Genomic DNA, 24,219 nt, shown 5'->3' on the forward strand with positions numbered 1-24,219 from the left:
ACCACGACCGTCCGCGTCCACGTGACTCTGCTGGACATACCGTTCACGAATCGTGAACGTTGGTCGGGTGGACGTGCGCCGGCTCCGGATCCTGGTCGAGCTCTCCCGGCTGGGTTCGATGCGCGCCGTCGCCGAGGAGCTCGGCACGACCACCTCGACGGTGTCCCAGCAGGTCGCCGCCCTCGCCCGGGAGGTCGGCGCGGCCCTGGTCGAGCCGGTCGGGCGCAACGTCCGGCTGACGCCGGCGGGACTGCGGCTGGCCCACCACGGGATCGGCATCCTCGCCGCGGTCGAGGCCGCCCGGCTCGACCTGGACCCGCACGCCGAGCCCGCGGGTCTCGTCGCGGTGGCCGGGTTCGCCTCGGCGGTCCGGCGCTCCCTGCTCCCCGTCGTCCGGGACCTCGGGACCACGCACCCGGGCGTGCAGGTGCTGATCCACGAGTACGAGCCGATCGAGGCGCTCGACCTGCTCGCCGGTGACGACGTCGACCTCGCCCTCGTCTACGACTACAACCTGGCGCCGCTCTCGTTCCCGGCCGACGTGGTGGCCACGCCGCTCTGGCAGGTCGACTGGGGGCTCGGCGTGCCCGCGGGCGAGGGACCGCGCACCGGAACGGCCGACCTGGCGGCGTACGTCGACCGGTCCTGGATCGCGAACTCCCGCAACACCGCCGACGAGGACGTCGTGCGCACGCTCGCCTCCCTCGTCGGTTTCAGCCCGCGGATCACCCACCGCATCGACAGCCTCGAGCTCGTCGAGGACCTCATCGAGGACGGTCACGGCGTGGGCCTGCTGCCGATGGCCTGGCGGGGCGGCCCGGGTGTGCGGGTGCTGCCGCTGGCCGAGCCGGGGGCGCTGCTGCGGGCGTACGCCGTCGTCCGGCGCGGCCGCACCGACTGGCCGCCCCTGCGGCTGCTGCTCGAACGGGTCGCCGAGGCCGGCTAGCACGCACCACCGACACGTGCCCCGACACGTGCCCCGACACGCCGGGCTGCGTCCCCGGATCCACGAGCGAACCGGGATACAAAAGTCCTGGCCCCGCCAGGTATGAGCTTGCGGGGCCTTTGCCTGCCCCGTCACGGATGTGGAGGCCGGGCCGCCCGGCCGCCCCCCGGCGGCCGGACTCCCTCCCCCCGGCGATCCCCCCGGATCTCTGTGTGAGTGAGATGCCCTGCCAACGCGTTGACTCGCGGGTGGTTACGACGGCCGGGCGGTGGTCCGGACCAGCGGACTGGACCGCACGGGGTCCACGAGCGGCAACCCGGGATCGGCTCGGATCCGCGGATCTCACCGAACTCCCTCCGCCGCGCGGATTCCCACATAAGGTGACCCGGACCTTGTCGTCTGTCACGGGGGATTTCTCGGGTGTCCACACGCTTGTACGACCGTCCGCGCCGTGTCACGGCTTCCGTCCTGGCCACGACCGGGCTGAGCCTCGGGCTGCTCGTCTCGGCTCCCGCCTTCGCGGCGGCGCCGGCTGCTCCCGTCGGCCTGGGCACCTCCCAGCCGAACTCGAGCACGCCGATCCTCGCCTGGGACCTGGTCGAGGGCGCGAACAGGTACGAGGTCCAGGTCGACGACGACCCGGCCTTCGCGTCCCCCGAGGTCAACACGACGACGACGACCAACCGGCGGTTCGTCCCTCTCATCGCCCTCCCGCCCGGCCAGGTCTACTGGCACGTGCGCGCCGTGAACGCCTCGAGCGAGAAGTCGGACTGGTCCGCGGACCAGTTCACCGTGGCCGCGGTCGCGAAGCCGGTTCCCTTGTCCCCCGTCGACGGCACCGTCCTGTCCCAGCCGTCGAACCCGCCGCTGCTGAGCTGGTCGGGCAGCCAGGGCGCCATCTCCTACACCGTCGAGGTCGACGGCGACGCCGACTTCATCGGTGCCTCGAGCTACACGACCAAGACGACCTCCCTCGTCGTCCCCGACCCTCTCGGAGCGGGCGACTACTTCTGGCGGGTCACCGCCACCAAGGCAGCGGGCATCATCTCGGAGCCGTCGGATGCCGCATCGTTCGTGATCGCGGCCCTCCCGGCGCCCGTCCTGGTCTCCCCCAACGACAGTGTCAACGTGCCGATCGAGGACGTGGTCCTCGACTGGCAGCCCGTGCCGGGAGCCAAGACGTACGACGTGCAGGTGGCTCTGGACGAGGGCTTCAACAACAAGGTCCTCGACGTCGGGGGCATCCAGGGCACGCGCTACTCGCCGCCGATCACGCTGGACAACGACCAGTACTGGTGGCGGGTGCGTGCCGTCGACCTGGCCAACCAGCCGACGGTGTGGAGGGCCTCCAACTTCGGCTTCCAGCGGAACTGGCTGGACAAGCCGCAGCCCGTGTTCCCGCTGGGCTCGGTCGTGACGCCGTCGACCCAGACGACCACGACTCCGTACTTCGAGTGGACCCCGGTCCAGCACGCCAGCCACTACCAGCTGGAAACGGCCAGCGACCAGAACTTCTCGTCCGGCGTGTGCGCGCGCGACGTGGTCGGCACCACGTATGCCCCACGCGCCTTCGGCTCCGAGTGCCCCTTCCCGGCGGTGGGCGCCACCATGTACTGGCGGGTCCGGGCCATCGACGCCCCCAAGGGCGTGCAGGGGATCTACTCCGACGGCCAGGCGTTCACATGGACGGGCTGGGCCCCCGTCGGCACCCAGACCACCGACTACCCGACAGTGGGCGGCCTGAAGATCTCGGTCACCGGGTCCGGCCTGGACGATGGGAGCTACTGCGACGCCGACCTGTGCGACGGGGCGCCCGCCACGCCGGTGCTCTCGTGGGACCCACAGCCCGGGATGACGCACTACCAGGTGTTCATCTCCCTGGACGTCAACTTCACCAACCTCCAGACCTCGGTCCTCTCGACCAGGAACACCCGTCTCGCCTTCCGCGGCAATGATCCTCGCGCGACGCTCCCCGAGAGCCAGGCCGGCTCCGCGTACTACTGGTACGTCCGCCCGTGCAACACGCTCGGGTGCGGCCCGTCGCCCGTCTCGCAGGACCCGCCGCTCCCCGGGGCGAAGGCGTTCCGGAAGGCGTCGCCCCAGGTCACCGGGCTGACATCGTCGGATCCGAGCGCCTCCGACATCACGTTCCGCTGGGACGACTACTTCGACACCAACCAGGCCACGACGTGGGTCGGCAAGAAGTCGACGCAGTCGGCCAAGACCTACCAGGTCCAGGTCGACGACGAACCGTCGTTCTCCGACCCCCTCGTCGACGAGCGGGTCGTCGACCAGGCCACCTACACGGCGTTCGACACCCTCTACCCCGAGGGCACGCTGTACTGGCGCGTCGAGGCCCAGGACTACGAGGACTTCGGGCTGGCCTGGTCGTCGGTCAAGACGTTCACCAAGTCCACACCACCCGTCCAGCCCACCGGCCCCGCCGACGGCTCCTCGGTCGCGGGGACGACGCCGTTCACGTGGGACGCGCAGGCGTTCGCCTCGTCGTACACGCTGGAGGTCTACAAGAACAACGACGCGGCGTTCTCGCCGGCCAACCGGTTGTTCTCGACGACCGTCAAGACGGCGGCGTACGCCTGGAACCAGCCGGTCCCGGCCAGCGCCACGCCCTACATCTGGCGGGTGCGCAAGACGGACGCCTCCGGCAACCTCGGACCCTGGTCGGCGCCGTACCGCTTCACCTCCCTGGGCAGCGCACCGACGCTGACGGCGCCGGCGAACGACGAGCTGGTGCCGCCCAACGCCGCGCTCTTGCAGTGGACCGAGGTCGACAGGGCCACCAAGTACGACGTCGAGGTGCGCGCCACGGGCTCCGCCAGCAACTGGGGCAGCGCCACGACCACCGCGACGGCGTGGGCGCCCCTGCAGACGGTGCCGGACGGCACGTGGCTGTGGCGGGTGACCGCCAAGGACGCGGGCGGCAACCCCCTCGGCACGTCGGCCTGGCTGGGCTTCCGGGTGTCGGGCACGCCGACCGCGAACCCGGCCACGCTGATCGAGGGATCCGGCGCGGTCGACTCGACGATCACCAGCGTCGCACCGACGTGGGACTACAGCGGCGTGACGAACAGCTACCAGTGGCTGCGCAACGGCAGTGCGATCGCCGGCGCCACCGGCACCTCGTACGTCGTGACCACCACGGACATCGGCAAGTCGATCACCCTGAAGGTCACCGGGCACCTGGTCGGCTACAAGGACGGCACCAGCACCAGCAACGGGATCACCGGCGTCACCGCGCCCGCGCCCACGGCCTCGACCCCGCCCTCCATCTCCGGCACGGGACTGGTCGGCAGCACGCTCCAGGCGACGGCTCCGACCTGGAACCAGACCGGCGTCACGACGACGTACGCCTGGCTGCGCGACGGTGTCGCGATCTCCGGCCAGACGGGCCTGACGTACACCGTCACCGCGACCGACCTCGGCAAGGTGCTGACGTGGCGGGTGACGGGGAAGAAGACCGGCTACGCGGACGCCGTGCTGACCAGCAACGGCATCACCGCGGTGAACGTCGCGCCGCTGACCACGTCGACGGCACCGAGCATCACCGGGTCGGGTCAGGTCACCACCGTGCTGCAGGGAACCGCACCGACCTGGGACCAGACCGGCGTCAGCGAGAGCTACCAGTGGATGCGCGACGGCGTCGCGATCCCCGGCCAGACCTCGCTGGGCTACACCGTCACCAGTGCCGACCTCAGCAAGGTGCTGACCCTGCGCGTCACCGGCTCCAAGAGCGGCTACACGAACACCGTCGTGACCAGCAACGGGATCACCGGCGTGCCGCTCCCGTCGTTGACGACCTCGGCAGGGGTCGCCATCACGGGTTCCGGTGAGCCCGGCAGCACGCTCCAGGGCACCGGTCCGACCTGGAACCAGCTGGGCGTCAGCTCGACCTTCCAGTGGCTGCGGGACGGAAGCCCGATCTCAGGGCAGACGGGCCTGACGTACACCGTCACCTCGGCCGACATCGGCAAGGTCCTCAGCCTCCGGGCCACCGGCTCCAAGAGCGGCTACAGCGACACGGTGGTCACCAGCAACGGGATCGCCGGGGTGCCGCTCCCCTCGTTGACCACCTCGGCACCGGCGGCCATCTCCGGCTCCGGCCAGGTGGGCAGCACGCTCCAGGCCACCCCGCCGACCTGGACCGAGGGCGGCGTCAACGCGACGTACCAGTGGCTCCGCAACGGGTCGGCGATCGCCGGCCAGACGGGCTTGGCCTACCCGGTCGCGCCCGCCGACCTGGGCAGCGCGCTCAGTCTCCGGGTGACCGGCAGCAAGAGCGGTCGCACCGACACCGTCGTGGCCAGCAACGCGATCCAGGCCGTCGCCGGGCCCGCGCCGGCCGCGACGGTGGCTCCCGGCATCACCGGGACGCCGAAGGTCGGCAGCACGCTGTCCGCCACGTCGGGCTCGTGGACCCAGCCGGCGACGTACACCTACCAGTGGCGGCGCAACGGGTCCGCGATCCCCGGCGCGACCGGCGCGAGCTACGTCCTTGCGACGCCCGACGTGGGGCAACAGATCACTGTGCTCGTGACCGCGACGGCGCCCGGGTACCTGGCCGGCACGGCAGCGAGCGGCCCGGTCACCGGGGCGAAGGCCTCCTCGTCCACGAGCGCTGCCCTCGTCAAGAAGACAATCCCGGCCGGCAAGGCCGCCAAGCTCGTCGTGACGGTGAAGGCATCCGGCATCGCCGGCCCGACCGGGAAGGTCAAGATCCGCGACGGCGCCAAGCTCATCAAGACGGTCACGCTGACGGCTGCGATGAAGGGCAGGATCACCGTCACGCTCACGAAGCTGAAGCCGGGCAAGCACAAGCTCACCGCTCAGTACGTCGGCGACGCCGTCACGGGCACGAGCAGGTCCACGGTGGCCAAGCTGACGGTTGGGCCCTGAGCCGGCCCCCAGAAATGAGGGGTGCTCCAGACATAGGTGAGGCCCCGGAAAGTATGAGTTTCCGGGGCCTCGATGTCTTCCGGACCGAAGTCCTTCCGACACCCCAAGTTCTATCCCGAGCGCGAGCCCGACACAAGGGCCCGAGGCCACCAATTTCGGTGGTGACGGCGTGTCGCGCGCGACTCGCCGGTGGCGCTGGTCAGGCCTCCGGCTCGTAGCTGCCCGGCTCCCAGCACCGGGTCGCGACGCCGACCCGGTTCCATGCGTTGATGGTGACCAGCAGCGAGATGAGCTGGGCCAGCGGCTCCGGCTCGAAGTGCCGGGCCGCCTCGTCGAAGACCGCGCGCGGCACGTGCCCGTCGTGCAGGAGGGTCACCGACTCGGTGAGGGCCAGGGCCGCCCGCTCGGCCGGGGTGAACCACGGCGCCTCGCGCCAGGCACCCAGGGAGTAGAGCCGCTGCTCGGTCTCCCCTGCGGCGCGGGCGTCCTTGCTGTGCATGTCGACGCAGTACGCGCAGCCGTTGATGACCGAGGCGTGCAGGCGCACCAGCTCGCGCAGCTTCGGGTCGAGGCCGAGGCCGGCCACCGCGTCCATCCGGCTCAACGCGGCGGAGAACCGCGGCACCAGCGCGTCGAAGTCGAGCCGGTGCTCCTCGAAGGTCGTGATGTTCTCTTCCATGGAAGCCAATTATCTTCCATGGAAGATAATTGGTCAACCCTCGGGGTCGACCTCGTCGATCTCCCCGAGCAGGCGCTCCTTCACGTCGTCCGGGGCGAACGACGCGCGCACCGCCGCCCGGGCGAGGTGGGCCAGGCCGGCCTCGTCCAGGCCCAGCAGGTCCGCCGCCACGGCGTACTCCTGGTTCAGGGTGGTGCCGAACATCGGCGGGTCGTCGGAGTTGATCGTCACCGTCACCCCGGCGTCGACGAACGCACCGAGCGGGTGCTGCTCGAGCGACGCGACGGCCCGGGTGGCGACGTTCGAGGACGGGCAGACCTCGAGCGCGATGCCGTGCTCGGCGAGGTACGTGAGCAGCTCCGGGTCCTCGCTGCTGCTGGTGCCGTGGCCGATGCGCTCGGCGCCGAGGTGGCGCAGCGAGTCCCAGACCGTCTCCGGCCCGGTGGTCTCACCGGCGTGCGGCACGCTGCGCAGGCCGGCGGTCCGCGCCGCGTCGAAGTGCGGCCGGAACTGGGCGCGGTCCACGCCGATCTCGGGGCCGCCGAGGCCGAACCCGACGAGCGCGTCGACGCGGTGGTTCAGCGCGTAGTCGAGCGTGGCGTCGGCCGCCGGCAGCCCGCTCTCCCCCGGGATGTCGTAGATCCAGCGCAGCACCAGGCCGAAGTCCCGCTCGGCCGCGACCCGCGCGTCCTCGATCGCCTCGGTGTACTCCTCGATCGCCATGCCCTTGTCGGGGTCGTGGGGCAACACCGACGTGTACGGCGTGCACGTCAGCTCGGCGTACCGGATCCGCTGGGTCCCGGCCATCTCGCGTGCCACCTCGTAGGTGAGCAGCCGGACGTCCTCCGGTGTGCGCACCAGGTCGACGACCGCGAGGTAGACGTCGATGAAGTGGGCGAAGTCGCGGAAGGCGAAGAACGCCTTCAGCTCGTCGGGGTCGCTCGGGACGACGCCGGGATGGCGCTCGGCCAGCTCGCCGACGATCCGCGCGGACGCGGAGCCGACGTGGTGGACGTGGAGCTCGGCCTTGGGGAGGCGGGCGATGTACGACGACAGGTCCGGCACGCGCCGGAGTCAATCACTTCACGGCTTGCAGCACGGCACTGACCGCGGTGCCCGGGTCCGGCTGCAGCTGTCCGTCGATGAACACGCCCGGGGTGCCGTTCACGCCGTCCTTGGACATCTGGTCGGTGGCGTTGGTGATCCACTGGCCGTAGACGTCGTCCTTGATCTTGGCCGAGACCGCGGACTCGTCGGCGCCGGCCTGGACGGCCCACTGGATGAGCTGGTCGTCGTCGGGTCCGGCGGAGTTCTCGGCAGGCTGGTTCTGGTACAGCAGGTCGTGGAACTTCTTGAACACCTCGGGCCCGGCCGTGTCGGCCACGACGTACAGCGCGTTGGCCGCCCGCGAGGAGTACTGGTTCTTCGAGGCGCGGTCCAGGAACGACACGATGTGGTACTCGACCTTCACCTTGCCGTCATCGATCGCCGCGGCGACCTTGTCGCCGACCTGGGCCTCGAACTGCTGGCAGATCGGGCACTGCGGGTCCTCGTAGAACTTCATGGTCAGCGGCGCGTCGGCGTTGCCCACCACGACGGCGTACCCGTCGGTGTTGCGGGGCGTGCCCGAGTCGGTGACTGCCTGGCCGGTGGTGTCCTGGCGGCTGATCGCGAAGTACGTGATGCCGCCGATGACCGCGAGCACCGCGACGACCGCCGCGACGACGAGGAGCGAACGCCGGCGCTCCGCCCGCTGCTGCTGCTGCAGCGCGGCCCGCGCTCGCTCAGCGGTGGACGTGGGCTTGTTCGTCGACATGGTCGAGCTCCTCGGCGGACTGGTACGAGTTCAGGGGTCGGAAGATGAAGGTGTCGAGGGCCAGCCGCGTGCGCGGGCGCCAGACCAGCCACAGCGACAAGAGCACCAGACCCGTGTCGCGGGCGATGTCCCAGGGGTACTTGGAGGCGGCGTCGGCGTCGAACCCGCCGTTGCCGAAGCAGCCGCACTTGATCTCCAGCCCGCGGGCCCAGGCCGAGGCGATGCCGATGATGAACGCGAGCTGCAGCAGCGACGAGACGACGGCCGTCCCCCGGGTCAGCGCACCGAGCACCAGCGCCAGACCGATGACGATCTCGAGGGCGGGCAGCGCGTGGCCCACGGTCGGGACGACGGACTCGGGCAGCAGCCGGAACGCGCGTACGGCGCGCACGCTGGCGGCACCGTCGGAGACCTTGAGCAGGCCGGCAGCCAGCCAGACCCCGCCGACGACCAGCCGCGCGAGGGTGCCGAACCACTCCTTCACGCTCCCGAGGGTAGGCCGACGTCCTGAGCGAAGACTGAAGGACCGCCGAACGTGACCCGGCTCACGGTTCCGGGTGCGATCGGTAGGGTGACATCTCGTGAGCGACCGACTCGTGTGGATCGACTGCGAGATGACCGGTCTCGACCTCACCGCCGACGCACTGATCGAGGTGGCCGCACTGGTCACCGACTTCGACCTCAACGTGCTCGGCGAGGGAGTCGACATCGTCATCAAGCCTCCGGGTGAGGCCATCGCGCAGATGGATCCCTACGTCCGCACCATGCACGAGCGCTCCGGCCTGCTCGAGGAGCTGGACGGCGGCGTGACCCTGGCCGAGGCAGAGGCCCAGGTGCTGGCCTACGTCCGCGAGCACTGCGCCGAGGGCAGTCGGCCACCGCTGGCCGGCAACACCGTCGCGACCGACCGGTCGTTCCTGATCCGCGACATGCCGACGCTCGAGGGCTTCCTCCACTACCGGATCGTGGACGTCTCCTCGATCAAGGAGCTGTCGCGCCGGTGGTTCCCGCGCGCCTACTTCCACGCGCCGGCCAAGCGCGGCAACCACCGCGCCCTGGCCGACATCCAGGAGAGCATCGAGGAGCTGCGGTACTACCGCGAGGCCGTCTTCGTGCCCCAGCCCGGCCCCGACTCCGACAGCGCGAAGGCCCTGGCCGCGCGGCACGGCGGCGCCCTCACCGGCCTCGGCGTCGAGGACGAGGGCGAGGACGTGAGCGAGGACGTGAGCGGCCACGCCGCCGACGTACCGGACCGCGTCCCCTTCGACGGCGGGGATTCCGACGACGGGTCGCGGTCCGTCTAGACTTCCTCCGGTTCCGGCGCAGTCCGGAGCCCTTGGTGGGTGTAGCTCAGCTGGTAGAGCACCTGGTTGTGGTCCAGGTGGTCGCGGGTTCAAGTCCCGTCACTCACCCCAGATACGAACCGCCCGTCCCCGCGCCAGTCGGCGTGGAGGCGGGCGGTTCGGCGTACGGCCCGGTCTCGGGCCTGGTTGGCGAGGGCCCCCGCCGCCGTGGGGGCGGTTCGGACGGAAGCCCTCGCCCCCGACTCCACGGCATTGGGGGGTCGCGTGGCAGCCGGGGGGCGGACGCGAACGCCCGCCGCGTCCTCATGGTGACGGCCCGACCCGCCTGAGGGCAACGTGGACCAGAGTCCGGGCACGAACACGCCCGGTGCGGCCTCGCCGAGCGGCCGTGCTGACTGACGAGTCAGGCAGGTACGTCGCTGACGAGCGCGGCACGACGTCCGGTGGTGCCCTGGCCGGCGCGGACCTCGGTCACGGAGTTCCACTTGCCCGGTGCGTAGATGCCCACGACCGCGCGACGCGAGCGGAGCACGAGGTGGCCGTCCTCCACGTCGACGGCGTCGGCGTCGTGGTGCTCGAAGCGTCCCTCGCTGTTGTCGGGCCCCGAGGTGGTGACGACGAATGCCATGGCTTCGTCCTTTCGTTGGTCGACGGACCCCCTCCGCGGTTCGTCCATCCTGCCCCAGGCACGGCAACGGCGCGATGCGTCGATGTCATCTGTTCGGACACATCTGGGTGGACGAACGGGGGCCACCGGGCTCAGTGCGCGGGGATGTGGCCGAACCGGCCCTTCTGGAAGTCCTCGTACGCCGCCAGCACCTCGTCCTTGGTGTTCATCACGAACGGGCCCGCCCACGCCAGCGGCTCGCGGATCGGCCGGCCGCCGACCACGATCACCTCGAGCGCCGGGGTGTTGCTCTGCTGCTTCTCGGCGCCGGCGATCGTGAGGTAGTCGCCGCTGCCCAGCACGCTCGCCTGACCCATCCGGATCGGCTGGCCGTCGACACCCACCGTGCCCTGTCCGGCCAGCACGTAGACCAGCGCGTTGAACTCGTTGTTCCACGGCAGGTCCAGCCGCGCACCCGGCTCGACGGTCGCGTGCACCAGCGCCATCGGCGTGTGCGTCGACCCCGGCCCGCGGTGACCGTCGACCTCGCCGGCGATGACCCGGACGAGTGCGCCCGCGTCGTACGACGTGAGCAGCCGCACCTGGCCGGAGCCGATGTCCTGGTAGGCCGGGTCGGCGAGCTTGTCGTCGCGCGGGAGGTTCACCCAGAGCTGGATGCCGTGGAAGAGGCCGCCGGCCTGGACAAGCCACTCCGGCGGGGTCTCGATGTGCAGGATGCCGGCGCCGGCGGTCATCCACTGCGTGTCGCCGTTGGTGATCGAGCCGCCGCCACCGTGGGAGTCCTGGTGGTCGAAGACGCCGTCGATGATGTAGGTGACGGTCTCGAAGCCCCGGTGCGGGTGCCACGGCGTGCCCTTCGGCTCACCCGGGGCGTAGTCCACCTCGCCCATCTGGTCCATCATGATGAACGGGTCGAGGAGCGCCATGTCGATGCCCGCGAACGCGCGTCGCACCGGGAACCCCTCCCCCTCGTACCCGGACGGAGCGGTGGTCACCTGCCACACCGGACGCGGCTGGTCGCCGAGGCCGGGCGCCTTCAGGCGGGGCAGGACGGTGAGGTCGTCGACGGTCACGGCGGGCATGGTTTTCCTCCTCGGTCGTCGCCGGTCTGGCGACTGCCCTGTCCAACAGTAGTTGAATCTTTGACATTCCCGCACCGGCTCGTCGCCGCATTCTCCCGATTTCAACTCGCTGACCCCCGGAGGTAAGGTTGGCGTCGCTTCACAGCACGCGCCATTAGCTCAATTGGCAGAGCAGCTGACTCTTAATCAGCGGGTTCGGGGTTCGAGTCCCTGATGGCGTACCACATGTGCGGGCCACAGCGCTGCGGCGCATCGTTGATGCGGGTGAGCCGCCAGGGAACGCCGGGCTGAAGGGCCCGTCCGGAAGCGCCGATCACGAGTCTCATCGCGGCCAGCTCACACCGTGCTCACGGATCGTCGCCCTGGGCCTCGTCGATGGTCGGGGACGCGCTCAGCCATGTGCCTTCGGGCGACGCGGTGGGAGGATTCGTGGGTGGGCGAAGACCAGCTCGCGGCAGGCACCTCAGCGCTGGTCTCGGGAGACTGGGCGGCCGCGCGCGAGGCGTTCGCGGCCTCCTGGGCCGCCGCGGCGTCCGCGGCCGCACTCGATGGGCTCGGTCAGGCGCTGTGGTGGCTCGACGAGCCTTCGGCAGCTCTGGAGACCCGCTCACGCGCCTTCGCGCTGTTTCGTCGAGACGGCGCGGACCGATCGGCGGCGGCCGTTGCGCTGTGGCTGGCGCGCGAGTATCGCAATCTCTTGGGGCGGCATGCGATGGCGGAAGGTTGGCTCGCTCGTTCACGGTCGCTGTTGGAGGACTTGGAGGACCCGGGCAGCTTGCCGGGATGGCTGCTGGTGGCGGAGTCGGAGGCCGTCGACCTCGGCTCCGACGGGGAACGGTTCTCGCATTCACTGACGATCGCGCGTCGGCACAGGGACACCGACCTCGAGATCGTGGCCCTCGCCCGACGCGGCGCCTGGCGCATCGCTCGCGGAGCCGTGTCGGAGGGGACCTCGGACCTGCACGAGGCGATGGCGGCTGCGACCGCGGGCGAGGGCAGGAACGTCCAGTACGTCGGCGAGGCGTTGTGCACCCTGCTGGAGGTTGCGGGGTGGCTCGGCGACCCCGGCCTGGTCGAGGAGTGGGCTCAGCTCCTCGTCGACTTCCGGGCGGCGTACGCCTTCGGGCCGCTCATCCCGTTCGAGAACACGTCGGCCGCGGACCTCATCTCGGCGTTCTGTACGAGCTGCTGTGGCGGGATCTACCTGGTGACCGGGCGGCTTGACGCCGCAGAGGAACAGCTCGTCCGCGGCGTCCACCGGATGACCACATCGGGTCTACGGCCTCGCTGTCTGCATCCCGTCGCTCAGCTGGGCGAGCTTCGCGTGCTCCAAGGGCGACTGGAAGAGGCGGAGGCGACCCTGACCGGTTTCGAGCAGGACCGGGAGTGTGCCGTCGCGGTCGCCTCGCTCGACCTTTCCCGCGGGCGGCCTTCGCACGCGGTCGAGGTGCTCACCTCGACGCTCATGACTCTCCAGGACGCGGCCGTGCTGGCCTTTCCCCTCCAGGTCCAGCTGGTCGACGCCGCGCTCGCGGCCCAGAACGTGGAGCTCGCCCGCACCATGGTCGCGGCCATCGCGGCCACCGCGGCCGTCACCGGCACGACCTTGCACCGTGCCCAGGTCAGTCAGGCGCAGGGCCGCCTCGCCTTCGTGGACGGCGACCCTCGTTCCGAGACCCTGCTGCACTCCGCAGCCCGCGACTTCGCCGAGGCGGGTGCCCCGCTTCAGGCAGCCCGGACCCGCGTCGCGCTCGCTCGCGTGGTGGTCGGACGGGACCGCGGACTCGCGGTCACGGAGGCACGCAGCGCCCTGAACGCATTCGAGCGGATGGGTGCCGCAGCGGATGCTGACCGGACCGCGGCATTCCTGCGTGACCTCGGCGACCGGGCCAGGACCACCGCGCGCACCGTGGACGTGCTGAGCGGGCGTGAACAGCAGGTGCTCGCGCTGCTCGCCCAGGGGTTCACCAACGCTGAGATCGCCGAGCGGCTCGTGATCAGCGTCAAGACCGCCGGTCATCACGTCAGCAACATCCTGCTCAAGCTCGGCCTCCGTTCGCGCACCGAGGCGGCCGCCTTCGCCCTGTTGCGCCTCCCCCGACATGAGGCCGGACCCAGCCACCAGCCGACCACCAGACGGGGCAGCGAATAGGGAACGCTCCCGATGCGCCCACCACCGCAGGGGAGCACGCTCTGAGTCGTCACCACGCACCCGAGGAGAAGACCATGGAGACCATCGAGAAGGGCGTCGTCCGACGCATGTACGAGCTCATCAACCTAGGAAGGGTCGATGACCTCGACGAGATCTGCTCCCCCGATCTGAAGGGTCACGCCGGCGCCGGCGCTGACCTGAGCGAGCTCAAGTCCTCGCTCAACGGGTTCCGGGAGCCGTTCCCCGACCTGACCGCCGACGTACGCCACCTGGTGCAGGAGGACGACGTCATCAGCACCTGGGTGACCTACACAGCCACTCACGAGCGAGACTTCGCCGGTGTCCCGGCCAGTGGCCGGCGGGTCAAGTTCGCCGCCTGGGACCTGGTACGCGTCCGGGAAGGTCGGATCGTCGAGATCACCCAATACTGCGACCTGTTCACCATCATGTCCCAGATCGGCGCCCTGCCGACGTCGGCCCCGGCCTGAGGGAAGGTGCACCACGATGAAACGCACCGCCACCGCGGGCGCCGGCCTGCTCGTCGCCCTGACCGTCGGCGCCGTCCCCCCGCCCGCAGCGAATGCCACACCGAGCTGCGTCGCTCAGTCCATCGTCACCGAGCACGCCGCCTATGGCGCTGCCTGGGGACGCGACCTCATCGCCTTCCTGGCCACTCACCCAGGGTTCCTCCAAGAGTTCGGCTTCACCTCGCTCGGCGCACTCCTCGCGTACTCCGCAGCGCAGCCGCCGGACGCCTGTCCTCCCGACCTCTGAGCATCGCGACGCAACCAGCGGGTCGTACTGCTGGTGGCCCGCGTCTGACCGTATCGACGCCGATCCCGCGCTCGGGGCGGGTTCAGCGGCTGCGGAGGCGAGCGGCAAGACGGGCGAGGTCCTTGTTCATCGCGCTCTTCATCGCCTTGGCCATCACCGGCCGGGCGATCTTGGTGAAGCCGGAGGGCTCACCGCGGTTGCGCAACCTCATCCGCGTGCCTTCCGGTACGGACTCCCAGGTGTAGGTGGTCTCCATCGGGAAAGGCCCGTCGGCGGTCCGCATCACCAGCCGCTCTCCTGGCTCGAGCTCGACCACCTCATAGGTGTAGCTGAGCCGCCTGCCCAGGAACCGAGCCACGAAGTCCATCCGCGAGCCGACCTTCACCGGCGGCGGCGTCCGCCAGTTCACCGAGAGGATGTTGGCGTACCACTGCGGCGCGTTGCTCGGGTCGCCCGCGAACGACGCCACCACTTCACGCGGATAGGGGATCACGGCTTCGACGGAGACATCGACGTCCACCCTCCCGAGTATGGGCGCCCTGCCGACACGATGGCGGCATGGTCGGGCACACCTTCAGCGGTGAGCTGTGGGAGTACGCCGCGGGCGAGCCGGGCTCTTGGCACTTCATCACCCTCCCCGACGACGTGGTCGACGACGTGTTGGCCGAAGCGGGCCCCCGCCGCGGTTTCGGCAGTGTGCGGGTCGAGGCCAGCATCGGCACCACGACGTGGCGCACATCCTTGTTCCCGGACTCGGCCAGCGCCTCGCTCGTCCTTCCCGTCAAGAAGGACGTGCGTACCGCCCAACGCATCGAAGCTGGGTCTCGCTGCGAGGTGACCCTCCACCTGTTGCTCCCCTGACCCATCACCATCTTGTCCGCTCCACGACCGTGCGTGAGGCTGATCGGATGGTCCAGCACGATCCCGATGTCGACGCGTGGTTCGACCGCTACGAGAACCCTCAGAAGGATCTGGTCCTCGCCGTCCGCGACGTCGTGTTGGCCGCAGATCCTCGAATCGGTGAGTGCATCAAGTGGCAGGCACCGACCTTCACCTACGAAGGCAACATCGCGTCGTTCTTCCCCAAGGCCAAGAAGCACGTCTCCTTGATGTTCCACACCGGCGCCTCGCTACCGGACCCGACGGGAATCCTCGATGGCGACGGTGCGACCTCGCGATCCCTCAAGGTGCTCGACCACGATGACCTGGCCGAGAAGTCGCCGGCAATCCAGGGCTTGGTCCATGCCTGGATCGAGCAGCGAGGCGGGTAGGTGGTCGGTCGACCAGGCCAGCGCACCCCTTCGGCCGACCTGAGCCTCGAGGTCCCGTTCGCACGCCAACCGGACGATTCCGACCCGCGGTGCGTCGCATCGCTCGGCGCATAGTGGTGGACATGGGCTCTGGTGCCAGGCGCGCCTCGCACGGCACGCTCGGCTACGAGACAGGGATCTCCTGAAGCAAGACGCGCACGCAGGGTCACGGGCAGCGACGTCGGATCTCGGCGTCGCCTCTCAGGGCGATCGACCCCCGGAGGACGAGAGACCTCGGGCCCGCCTCCCGCAGGACTCCAGTCCCTTGCAACGAACGCGCGGCGCGTCGCAGGCTGACGGATCGACCTGGTGGGAGGAACCATGACGTGTCACCCGCGCCGGCGCCCGATGGGGTCCGGCCTCTCCCTGGTGGCCGCGACCGCGGCCACCCTGCTGTTCCAGGCGGCTGCACGAGCGGACGTCGCTCCGATCGAGCCCGCCTCGCTGGCCCGGGGACCGGAGCCGCAGGTGGCCTACGTGGTCCACGACGTCATCCGCGACGGCGACCTGAGGATCCCGGTCTCGCGCAAGGGCAAGCACGACGCGCTGTGGGAGGTCACCGGCGGCTACGTCCTGCGAGACGTCAACGTGGCCCCGGGGAGCAGGACGCGCCTGACGTTCGTCAGCGACACCGGCGAGCGGCGCGAGATCGCCCGGTCCCGGGAGCTGATGACCGTCACGATCTCGGCCGACGGTCGCCGCATCGCCTACCAGAGGACGGTCAGCCGGACCGGCGAGCTGACCGTCGTCACGGTCGAGGACCCGCGCACCGGGCGCATCCTGGCGCGGCAGCGGTTCCGGTTGGCCGTCGTGGTGGCACTCGATGCAGGTCGCGTGCTCCTGGGGATGCGCACCAACTGGCGGGACCCGGCGTCGGTCTGGTGGCACTACCGGACCGGCCGGATCCAGCGCTGGTACGACCAGGCCGCGGTGAGGGCCGACGTCCCGCACGGCCGGGTCGTGTTCGACTGGCCGGGCGGAGGTGAGTTCTGCACGAGGGTCGCCGCGTTGTCGCACCCCAGGCACACCCTGTGGCGCAGCTGCCGGATGATGCCGCACCAGTGGTCACCGGACGGAGCTCGCGCCCTGGCCACCCACGCCTACTTCGACGCTCGAGGCACCACCAGGTGGTGGGTGATCGGTGGCAGCTCGCCTGCACGAGAGCTGACGATCGCCGGACGTCTCGACTGGCACGCGGTGTGGGAGGACGACGACCACTTCCTCACCCTGGCGCAGGGTGACGACGGGCTGGCCGCCATCGTCCGCTGCGACCTGAGCGGGTCCTGCGAGCGCGCGAGCCGGACCTGGACGATGCCGCTCGACCCGGACCTCTACTACACCTCACCCCCGGTGACCCTGGCCGAGGAGTGATCCCGAATTGGCGAAGGGCCCTTGAGAGTATGAGTCGCAAGGGCCCTTCTGTGATCGGTACCGGTGACGTTCCCGATCGGCGACTCTTGCTCGCTGGTCCCGGTGGCCTCGTCACCCTGCCACCGCGAAGGATTGCTCCTCCGTGTAGACCTTCTCCTCCGAGTCGTCCGATCCCCCTCGCGGGGTTTCGTGAGGACAGTTCTACGCCGTACCGCTCGAGGCCACCAGGGACTTTGGTCCCGAGCTCGTCGGACGTGCCCTGAGGTCTGAGGAGCGGACGGCGGGGACCGGGGCTTCGACTGCGGCGTGCGAGTCGTGGTCGCGCCGGGCTCCCCCCTGTGTGCCAGGCACGTGACCTGCGGTGCCTCGCGCCTCCGCCGTCCGTGCCCTCATTCCACGACCCCGGCCACGGAGCGACTAGGGCCATTGGCCCTGTCTTCGAGGACCAGGGACCGACGCCGTGGAGCGACATGGGCGTCATCATCGAGCTCGTCGAGCAGCGCCCGTACCTCCTCGTCGGTGGTCGGCGAGAAGTCGCGGTAGTAGTCGCCGACCGCGCGGAATCCCACGGGCGCTGCACAACAGACCAGCTCGTCGGCGGCGAGCTCGGCTGCCGTGGTGCCGGCAGGCGCCACGGGGCTGGCCACGACGATCCTGGTCGCCCCGAGGCGGCGGGCGACCTCACAAGCGGCTCGCGCCGTGGACCCGGTGGCGATCCCGTCGTCCACGACGACCGCGACCCGGCCGTCCAGCGGCACTCTGGCTCGTCCGCTGCGCAAGGACACGACCCGCGCCTCCAGCACGACACGCTCACGTCGCTCGACCTCCCGGACCTGCGCCTCGGACAGGCCGGCGCGCGCGACCACATCGGGATCGAGGACCCGGATCCCACCCTCGCCGATCGCGCCCATCGCGTACTCCGGATGGCGCGGCACCCCGAGCTTGCGGACCACCACGACGTCCAGTGGGGCGTCCAGCGAGCGGGCGACCTGGTAGGCGACAGGCACGCCACCGCGTGGCAGGCCGAGGACCACGACCTCACTGCCGCGCAGGTGCGCCAGCCGGTCCGCCAGGCACCTGCCGGCGTGATGACGGTCCAGGAACATCGACATCGCGCATCACCTCCGCCCTGTCCGAGGAGCATCCCGCTCCGGCCGTTGCGACTGCACCGGTCGCAAGCACCGAACGCTCGGGACCATGGACCCTGGAGCGCCGCGACAGGCCGCGAAACGATGGATCATCGGCAACCGATTGAGGAGGCGCGCATGTCCAGAGTGGTGCACTTCGAGATCCAGGCTGACGACCTCGAGCGAGCGAAGGCGTTCTACACCGCCGTCTTCGACTGGTCGTTCCTCGACTACGGGGAGTTCATGGACACGCCCTACTGGGGGATCGTGACCGGCCCGGACGACGAGCCAGGGATCAACGGGGGCCTGCTCCAGCGGTCTGCCCCGGCGCCGAGCGACGGCCACGGAGCCAACGGCTTCGTCTGCACGATGGGCGTCGACGACTACGACAAGACCGAGCAGCGCATCCTCGACGCCGGTGGCCACGTCGTCCTCCCGAAGGCGGCCCTCACCGGGCTGGCCTGGCAGGGCTACTACCTCGACCCCGAGGGCAACACGTTCGGCATCCACCAGCCCGACCCAGCGGCCGCATAGTCGTCAGGTCGAAGGCTTGGTCCCTCAGCCGCCGGTCAGGAAGCCGACGCAGGTCCGCATCGTCACCAGGTGCTCGTAGTCGTTCTCGGTGATGCCCACGCCGCTGCGCTGCGACAGGGTCTCGACGAAGGACAGGAAGTCGAGTGAGTCGAGCTCGAACTCCGCGCGCAGCGGGACGTCGTCGCCGACCGCGTCCAGGTCGGCGTCCGGCACGATCCGTTGGATCGCCTCGGCCACCAGGGTGCGGGCCTCGGCGTCGGTCAGGGTGCTGTTGGTCATAGCTCCTCCGGGTGCTGCAGGTGATGGTCGACAGCGGTCAGGAAACGCCCCCCGGTCATGGCATCGGTCGCTCGATGGTCGCCGGAGAGCGTCATGGTCACGATGGGGCGTACGCCGAGCAGTCCGTCGACCGCCCACGGCCGTTCGGCGATCCGGCCGAAGCCCACCAGCGCGACCTGCGGGGGGTAGATCACGCCGACGACGGATTCCACGCCCTGCTCACCGAGGTTGGTCACCGTCAGGGTGCCCTCGGTCAGCTCGCGACCGCGCAGCCGCCCTCCTCGTGCCCGTGTCACCAGGTCCTTCATCGTCGCCATCAGCTCGTCGAGCTCGAGCGAGGCGGCGTCGAGGATCGCCGGCGTCACCAGACCACCGCCGCGCAGGGACACCGCAACTCCCAGGTGCACCTGGGAGGCAGCCTGGAACCCGTCGTCCACCCAGTAGCCGTTGACCTCCGGCACCTCCGTCGCGGCCAGCGCGGTGGCCTTCAGCAGGAGCGCTGCCGGGACCAGCCGCTCGGTGATCGACAGGGTGCGGTTGCGCTCGTGCAACCACTCGGTGGCGCGCGCCAGGTCGACGGTCGTGGACAGGTAGTAGTGCGGGATCTCCCGCTTCGAGCGGGCCATCAAGGTCGCGATCGCCGCCCTCATCCGGTCCTGGCGGGGCGGCGCGGCCACCGCCTCGCTCGGCGTCGGCGCCGCCGCGGGCTCCGTCCGGGCCGTCGTGGCGGGCGCCGGCTGCTCACCGGGGGATGCCGCGCGCACCTCGGCGGCCGTCACCGGCTCGCCGTTCGAGTGGCGAAGGGCCTCGAGGTCGATGCCGAGGTCTGCTGCCAGCTTGCGTGCGTACGGCGTCGCGCGCACGGCCGCCGTCCGGAGCACGGTGGGGGCCGGCTCCTCGTGGGCGGTCTCGACCGTCCCGGCTGCGCGCAACACGTCCTCGCGCGTGATGGTGCCGTCGCGTCCGGAGCCACGGACCGTGGTGAGGTCGACCCCGCGCTCGTGGGCCAGCCGGCGCACCAGGGGTGAGTGCACGTGCGGCGCCTGGCCCTCGCGGGGTGGCTCGGCGGCGGCGGGGGCCGGAGCGGGCTCGGGCGCAGGCTCAGGAGCAGCCTCAGGAGTGGGCTCGGGTGCGGCCGCCGGAGCCGGCGTGGCCCCGTCCGGTTCGATCGTCGCCAGCGGCCCTCCCACCGGCACGACGGTCCCGGGTTCGACCAGGAGCTCGGCGACGACACCGTCCAGGAAGGTCTCCACCTCGATCGCGGCCTTGGCGGTGTCGACGACGGCGACGATGTCGCCCTTGTGCACCGTGTCGCCGGGATGGACGAGCCACTCCAGCAGGGTGCCTTCGTCCATGTCGGCGCCCAGCGAGGGCATCGTGAACGAGGCCATGGCTCAGACCGCCACTGGCCGCATCGCGCGGCGGGCGGCCGCGGCGATGGTGTCGGGCTGGGGCAGCGCGGCGTCCTCGAGGTGCTTGGGGTACGGCATCGGCACCTCGGCCGTGCAGACCCGTTCGACCGGCGCCTCGAGGTCGTACAGTGCCTGCTCCATGATCCGGGCGCTGATCTCCGCGGAGAGGCTGCCGCTGCGCCAGCCCTCGTCGACGACCACCGCCCGGTGGGTACGCCGGACGGATCCGACGAACGTCTCGTCGTCGAGCGGTCGCAGGGTCCGCAGGTCGACGACCTCGGCCGAGATGCCGTCGGCGGCGAGGAGGTCGGCGGCCTCGAGCGTCTTGCCGAGGGTCCCGCCGTAGGTGATCAGCGTGACGTCGTCGCCCGGGCGGCGGACGACGGCGCGGTCGATGTCGACGGCCCCGGCGTCGGCCGCCAGCGTGCCCTTCATGTTGTAGAGCGAGCCGTGCTCGAAGATGAGCACCGGGTCCGGGTCGCGCAGCGCGGTGGGGAGCATGCCGCGCGCGTCCTCCAGGGTGGCCGGCGCGAGGATCCGCAGGCCGGGGATGTGGGCGTACCAGCCCTCCAGGCTGTGCGAGTGCTGCGCGGCGAGCTGACGCCCCGCGCCGGTCGTCATCCGGATCACCAGCGGCACGTTGAACTGCCCGCCGGACATGTGCAGCAGCGACGCGGCGTTGTTCATGATCTGGTCGAGCGCGAGCAGGCTGAAGTTGACGGTCATGATCTCGACGATCGGGCGCATCCCACCCAGAGCGGCACCGATGCCGGCTCCGACGAACGCCGACTCCGACAGCGGGGTGTCGCGGATCCGTTCGGGCCCGAACTCCTCGAGCAGGCCGAGGCTGACGGCGAAGCAGCCGCCGTAGCTGCCGACGTCCTCCCCCATCAGGAAGACCCGCTCGTCCTCCGACAGCGCCTCCCGAAGGGCGGCGCGCAGCGCCTCGCGGTAGGTGGTCTCCACCAGGGTGGCGGTCATGTCCTGCTCCCCTCCGCCTCGCGGTCGGACGTGACGAACCGCGTCAGGCTCTCGACCGGCTCGATCGGCGCCGCCTCCGCTGCGTCGACGGCCGCCGCGACCAGGCCGGCGACCTCGTCACGGGTCGCCTCCAGGTCGGCGTCGTCGAGCTGCCCGGCCGCCCGCATCGTGGCGACCAGCGCGTCGATCGGGTCGTGCTCCTTCCAGTGCTCGATCTCGACCTTCTCGCGGTAGCGATCGGGGTCGTACATCGAGTGCGCGCGGAACCGGAACGTGCGCAGCTCCAGGAAGTGCGGCCCGGCCCCGCCACGGATGGCCTCGACGGCCCGGCGCGCGGCGGACTCCACGGCGAACACGTCCATGCCGTCGACTGGCCAGGCGGCCAGTCCGTAGGACTCGGCACGCAGGGCCAGGTCGGTCTGGGCGTGCTCCTTGGCGATCGCCGTGCCCATCGCGTACAGGTTGTTCTCGCAGCAGAACAGCACCGGCAGCCTCCAGAGGGTCGCCAGGTTGAGCGCCTCGTGGAACTCTCCCTCGGCGGCGGCACCCTCCCCGAAGAAGCAGACGGTCACCCGGTCGCGGTGCTGCAGCTTGTCGGCCAGGGCCAGACCGATCGCCAGGGGGATGCCGGCCGCGACGACGGCGTTGCCGCCGACGAAGTGCCGTGAGCTGTCGAAGAGGTGCATCGACCCGCCTCGGCCGCCGCTGCACCCCGACTGCTTGCCGAACATCTCGGCCATCAGGGAGTCCACCGGGAGTCCGCGGGCCAGCGCGTGCCCGTGCTCCCGGTACGTCGACACGACGGCGTCGTCGGGACCCAGCGCCGCCATCACCCCGGTGGCGACAGCCTCCTCGCCGACGTACAGGTGCACGAAGCCGCGGATCCGGGCCGCGCTGTAGAGCTCGGCACACGCTTCCTCGAAGCGCCGGATCAGCAGCATGGTGCGCAGGAGCTCGCGACGGTGCGCGGCCTCCGGTGTGGACTGCTCGGGCTCGGCGGCGACGGCCGCACGGCGGGCGTTCATCGCGCCTGCTCCAGGGTCGACACGTCTCCTTCGGGCAGCCCGAGCTCCCGGGCCTTGAGCAGGCGGCGCATGACCTTCCCGCTCGTGGTGTGCGGAAGGTGCTGGTCGAAGGTGATCTCCTTGGGCGCCAGGCCGCCCAGGCGACGCCGCCCGAAGGCGATCAGGTCGCGGCGCAGCTCTTCGGTGGGCTCGAAGCCGGCCCTCAGGGTCACGAAGGCCTTGACGACCTCGCCCGCCACCGGGTCCGGCTTGCCGATCACGCCGGCCTCGACGACCGCCGGGTGCTCCATGAACGCGGTCTCCACCTCGAACGGCCCGATCAGGTGCCCGGCGGACTTGATGACGTCGTCGGCCCTGCCGACGAACCAGAAGTACCCGTCCGCATCCTGTCGGGCCAGGTCGCCACTGAGGTACCAGCCGCCGCCGAAGCACTTCGCGGTCCTCTCGGGGTCGTCGAGGTAGCCGCGGAACATCGAGGGCCAGCCAGGACGCAGCGCCAGCTCGCCCGTCTCACCGGGCTCGGCGAACCGGACCGCGCCGTCGGCGACCTCGGCCCGGCCGTCGGCGCCCTGCACGAGGACGGCCGCGTCGACACCCGGGACCGGGCGACCCATGGAACCGGGCCGGATCTCCATGCCGCGGTGGTTGCTGACCATGATCGCGCCGGTCTCGGTCTGCCACCAGTTGTCGTGCACCGGCAGGCCGAGCGCCTCGACCCCCCACACGACCACCTCGGGATTGAGCGCCTCCCCCACGCTGGCGACGTGGCGGAGCGCGGAGAGGTCGTAGTCGTGGGCGAGGTCCGCGCCGTACCGCATGAGCATCCGCAGCGCGGTCGGCGCGGTGTACCAGACCTGGACGCGCTGCTCGGCCAGCGTGCGGTACCAGTCCTTGGCGTCGAACTCCCCGGCGTAGCTGATCAGCGTCGCGCCGAAGGTGAGCGGCGCGATGATGCCGTACGACGTGCCCGTCACCCAGCCCGGGTCAGCGGTGCACCAGAAGACGTCGCCGCGCCGCAGGTCGAGGGCGTACGCCGCGGTGGCGTGGTGGGCGACGACCGCCCCGTGGACGTGCACGGCGCCCTTCGGCTTGCCCGTGGTGCCGCTGGTGAAGTGCAGCAGAGCTGGGTCCTCGGGTTCGGTGTCCGGGATCGTGTACCCCGGTGCCGCCGACGCCATGAGCTCGTGCAGGTCGAGGGTCCGGTCGTCCTCGACACCGCCGGTGACGAGCACGTGCCGCAGGTCGGGGAGCTCGTCACGCAGGTGCGCCACCCGCTTGCGGTACAGGTCGGCGGTGGTGACCAGGACCTTGACGCTGCCCAGCCGTAGGCGCTCCCGCACCGGCTCGGGCCCGAACGAGGAGAACAGCGGGCAGAACACGGCGCCGCGCTTCAAGGTGCCGAGCGCCGCGACGTACTGCTCCGGCTGCCGGCCCAGCAAGGACGCGACCCGCTCACCGCGCTGCACCCCCAGGTCGGTGAGCACCTGGGCGAACCGGCCGCTGAGGTCCCCCAGCTGCGCGTAGCTGATGTCGGTCACGCTCCCGTCGACGGCGATGCAGCGGATCGCGGTCACGTCCCCTCGACCCTCGTCCACGTGCCGGTCCACCGCCTCGTGGGCGATGTTCAGCCCCCGACCGCCGGGCAGCCCGGCGAGCTCGGCCCGCGCGCGTTCCCAGGTGAAGGACGCCCTGTCCTCGTCGTAGGTCGTGCCGCCCGGTAGGTGCTGATGGATCGGGTTCCAGGTCTGGGTCATGGCGCGCCTCCTCGCGGTCAGTCTCGGCCGGAGCAACACCTTCGTTGTAGGGCAGAAGGTCCCCGCTTCGAGTGCCTCCGGCCGGGATGGAGGACCGGTGGACCTGCGTCGCACGGGGTCCTCGAACCGGG

The 24,219-nt window shown here is 70.8% G+C and carries 23 protein-coding genes and 2 tRNA genes; 12 read left to right on the plus strand and 13 right to left on the minus strand.

The annotated features are described in order from the left end of the window. The first annotated feature begins 52 nt into the window (after positions 1-52). Positions 53-946 carry a LysR family transcriptional regulator gene (locus ISU07_RS15930; protein ID WP_323742646.1) on the plus strand — a complete coding sequence of 298 codons (894 nt, stop codon included), beginning with the start codon at positions 53-55 and terminating at the stop codon, positions 944-946. Positions 947-1,366: 420 nt separating this feature from the next. Further along, a complete protein-coding gene (locus ISU07_RS24870) occupies positions 1,367-5,860 on the plus strand; it encodes an Ig-like domain repeat protein (RefSeq protein ID WP_194707809.1) in 4,494 nt (1,497 codons plus the stop codon). A gap of 199 nt (positions 5,861-6,059) precedes the next feature. On the opposite strand, the gene ISU07_RS15940 is transcribed toward ISU07_RS24870, so the two are convergent. Genes ISU07_RS15940 through ISU07_RS15955 form a run of 4 tightly spaced genes read right to left on the minus strand, consistent with a single transcriptional unit; the run spans position 6,060 to position 8,839 of the window. Further along, positions 6,060-6,539, minus strand: coding sequence for a carboxymuconolactone decarboxylase family protein (locus ISU07_RS15940; protein ID WP_194707810.1), 480 nt, complete (start codon positions 6,537-6,539; stop codon positions 6,060-6,062). Positions 6,540-6,572: 33 nt separating this feature from the next. Further along, on the minus strand, positions 6,573-7,604 hold the full coding sequence (locus tag ISU07_RS15945; protein ID WP_323742647.1) for an adenosine deaminase: 1,032 nt from the start codon (positions 7,602-7,604) through the stop codon (positions 6,573-6,575). 13 nt (positions 7,605-7,617) lie between these two features. Next, on the minus strand, positions 7,618-8,355 hold the full coding sequence (locus ISU07_RS15950) for a DsbA family protein (RefSeq protein ID WP_194707811.1): 738 nt from the start codon (positions 8,353-8,355) through the stop codon (positions 7,618-7,620). Continuing rightward, positions 8,324-8,839 carry a MauE/DoxX family redox-associated membrane protein gene (locus ISU07_RS15955; protein WP_194707812.1) on the minus strand — a complete coding sequence of 172 codons (516 nt, stop codon included), beginning with the start codon at positions 8,837-8,839 and terminating at the stop codon, positions 8,324-8,326. Before ISU07_RS15955 ends, ISU07_RS15950 begins: the two co-directional genes overlap by 32 nt. 97 nt (positions 8,840-8,936) lie before the next feature. Here ISU07_RS15955 and orn point away from each other — a divergent pair, with 97 nt between their 5' ends. Continuing rightward, a complete protein-coding gene (gene orn / locus ISU07_RS15960) occupies positions 8,937-9,659 on the plus strand; it encodes an oligoribonuclease (RefSeq protein ID WP_194707813.1) in 723 nt (240 codons plus the stop codon). A 35-nt stretch (positions 9,660-9,694) separates the two neighbouring features. Then, positions 9,695-9,770 (plus strand) — tRNA-His (locus ISU07_RS15965). Positions 9,771-10,062: 292 nt separating this feature from the next. On the opposite strand, the gene ISU07_RS15970 is transcribed toward ISU07_RS15965, so the two are convergent. Continuing rightward, positions 10,063-10,287, minus strand: coding sequence for a hypothetical protein (locus ISU07_RS15970; protein WP_194707814.1), 225 nt, complete (start codon positions 10,285-10,287; stop codon positions 10,063-10,065). Between the two features lie 131 nt (positions 10,288-10,418). Further along, entirely contained in the window at positions 10,419-11,369 is a 951-nt protein-coding gene (locus ISU07_RS15975; protein ID WP_194707815.1) for a pirin family protein, read from the minus strand. Positions 11,370-11,517: 148 nt separating this feature from the next. Here ISU07_RS15975 and ISU07_RS15980 point away from each other — a divergent pair. The 4 genes from ISU07_RS15980 to ISU07_RS15995 all read left to right on the plus strand — a co-directional run bounded on the left by ISU07_RS15980 (position 11,518) and on the right by ISU07_RS15995 (position 14,295). Further along, a tRNA-Lys gene (locus tag ISU07_RS15980) sits at positions 11,518-11,593 on the plus strand. 209 nt (positions 11,594-11,802) lie between these two features. Further along, complete coding sequence (locus ISU07_RS15985; RefSeq protein ID WP_323742648.1) at positions 11,803-13,521, plus strand: helix-turn-helix transcriptional regulator; 1,719 nt, start codon at positions 11,803-11,805, stop codon at positions 13,519-13,521. A gap of 74 nt (positions 13,522-13,595) precedes the next feature. Beyond that, on the plus strand, positions 13,596-14,009 hold the full coding sequence (locus tag ISU07_RS15990; protein WP_194707817.1) for an ester cyclase: 414 nt from the start codon (positions 13,596-13,598) through the stop codon (positions 14,007-14,009). A gap of 16 nt (positions 14,010-14,025) precedes the next feature. Beyond that, entirely contained in the window at positions 14,026-14,295 is a 270-nt protein-coding gene (locus ISU07_RS15995) for a hypothetical protein (protein WP_194707818.1), read from the plus strand. Between the two features lie 82 nt (positions 14,296-14,377). Here the strand turns inward: ISU07_RS15995 and ISU07_RS16000 are convergent, their stop codons facing one another. After that, positions 14,378-14,815 (minus strand): SRPBCC family protein, encoded by a 438-nt coding sequence (locus ISU07_RS16000; protein ID WP_194707819.1) that lies wholly within the window; start codon positions 14,813-14,815, stop codon positions 14,378-14,380. Positions 14,816-14,853: 38 nt separating this feature from the next. Here ISU07_RS16000 and ISU07_RS16005 point away from each other — a divergent pair, with 38 nt between their 5' ends. The 3 genes from ISU07_RS16005 to ISU07_RS16015 all read left to right on the plus strand — a co-directional run bounded on the left by ISU07_RS16005 (position 14,854) and on the right by ISU07_RS16015 (position 16,976). Next, entirely contained in the window at positions 14,854-15,156 is a 303-nt protein-coding gene (locus tag ISU07_RS16005; protein WP_194707820.1) for a DUF1905 domain-containing protein, read from the plus strand. 47 nt (positions 15,157-15,203) lie between these two features. Further along, on the plus strand, positions 15,204-15,566 hold the full coding sequence (locus tag ISU07_RS16010) for a DUF1801 domain-containing protein (protein WP_194707821.1): 363 nt from the start codon (positions 15,204-15,206) through the stop codon (positions 15,564-15,566). 360 nt (positions 15,567-15,926) lie between these two features. Next, positions 15,927-16,976, plus strand: a complete 1,050-nt coding sequence (locus tag ISU07_RS16015) for a TolB-like translocation protein (protein ID WP_194707822.1) — start codon at positions 15,927-15,929, stop codon at positions 16,974-16,976. Between the two features lie 389 nt (positions 16,977-17,365). Here ISU07_RS16015 and ISU07_RS16020 read toward each other — a convergent pair whose 3' ends face one another. Further along, on the minus strand, positions 17,366-18,088 hold the full coding sequence (locus ISU07_RS16020; RefSeq protein ID WP_194707823.1) for a phosphoribosyltransferase: 723 nt from the start codon (positions 18,086-18,088) through the stop codon (positions 17,366-17,368). Positions 18,089-18,241: 153 nt separating this feature from the next. Here ISU07_RS16020 and ISU07_RS16025 point away from each other — a divergent pair, with 153 nt between their 5' ends. After that, the gene (locus ISU07_RS16025; RefSeq protein WP_194707824.1) at positions 18,242-18,637 is read left to right on the plus strand and encodes a VOC family protein; all 396 of its coding nucleotides are present in this window, start codon (positions 18,242-18,244) and stop codon (positions 18,635-18,637) included. Between the two features lie 24 nt (positions 18,638-18,661). Here the strand turns inward: ISU07_RS16025 and ISU07_RS16030 are convergent, their stop codons facing one another. From ISU07_RS16030 to acsA, 5 genes are read right to left on the minus strand one after another with little or no spacing between them, the layout of a single operon-like run. Then, on the minus strand, positions 18,662-18,916 hold the full coding sequence (locus tag ISU07_RS16030; protein ID WP_194707825.1) for a phosphopantetheine-binding protein: 255 nt from the start codon (positions 18,914-18,916) through the stop codon (positions 18,662-18,664). Then, a complete protein-coding gene (locus ISU07_RS16035; protein WP_194707826.1) occupies positions 18,913-20,307 on the minus strand; it encodes a 2-oxo acid dehydrogenase subunit E2 in 1,395 nt (464 codons plus the stop codon). The genes ISU07_RS16030 and ISU07_RS16035 overlap by 4 nt, the downstream gene beginning before the upstream one ends. Positions 20,308-20,310: 3 nt before the next feature. Continuing rightward, positions 20,311-21,309 (minus strand): alpha-ketoacid dehydrogenase subunit beta, encoded by a 999-nt coding sequence (locus ISU07_RS16040; protein WP_194707827.1) that lies wholly within the window; start codon positions 21,307-21,309, stop codon positions 20,311-20,313. Beyond that, on the minus strand, positions 21,306-22,334 hold the full coding sequence (gene pdhA, locus ISU07_RS16045; RefSeq protein WP_194707828.1) for a pyruvate dehydrogenase (acetyl-transferring) E1 component subunit alpha: 1,029 nt from the start codon (positions 22,332-22,334) through the stop codon (positions 21,306-21,308). The genes ISU07_RS16040 and pdhA overlap by 4 nt, the downstream gene beginning before the upstream one ends. Then, positions 22,331-24,088, minus strand: a complete 1,758-nt coding sequence (acsA, locus tag ISU07_RS16050; protein ID WP_194707829.1) for an acetate--CoA ligase — start codon at positions 24,086-24,088, stop codon at positions 22,331-22,333. The genes pdhA and acsA overlap by 4 nt, the downstream gene beginning before the upstream one ends. Between the last annotated feature and the right edge of the window lie 131 nt (positions 24,089-24,219).

The sequence above is a fragment of the Nocardioides islandensis genome (genome assembly GCF_015352455.1).
Taxonomy (GTDB): domain Bacteria; phylum Actinomycetota; class Actinomycetes; order Propionibacteriales; family Nocardioidaceae; genus Nocardioides; species Nocardioides islandensis.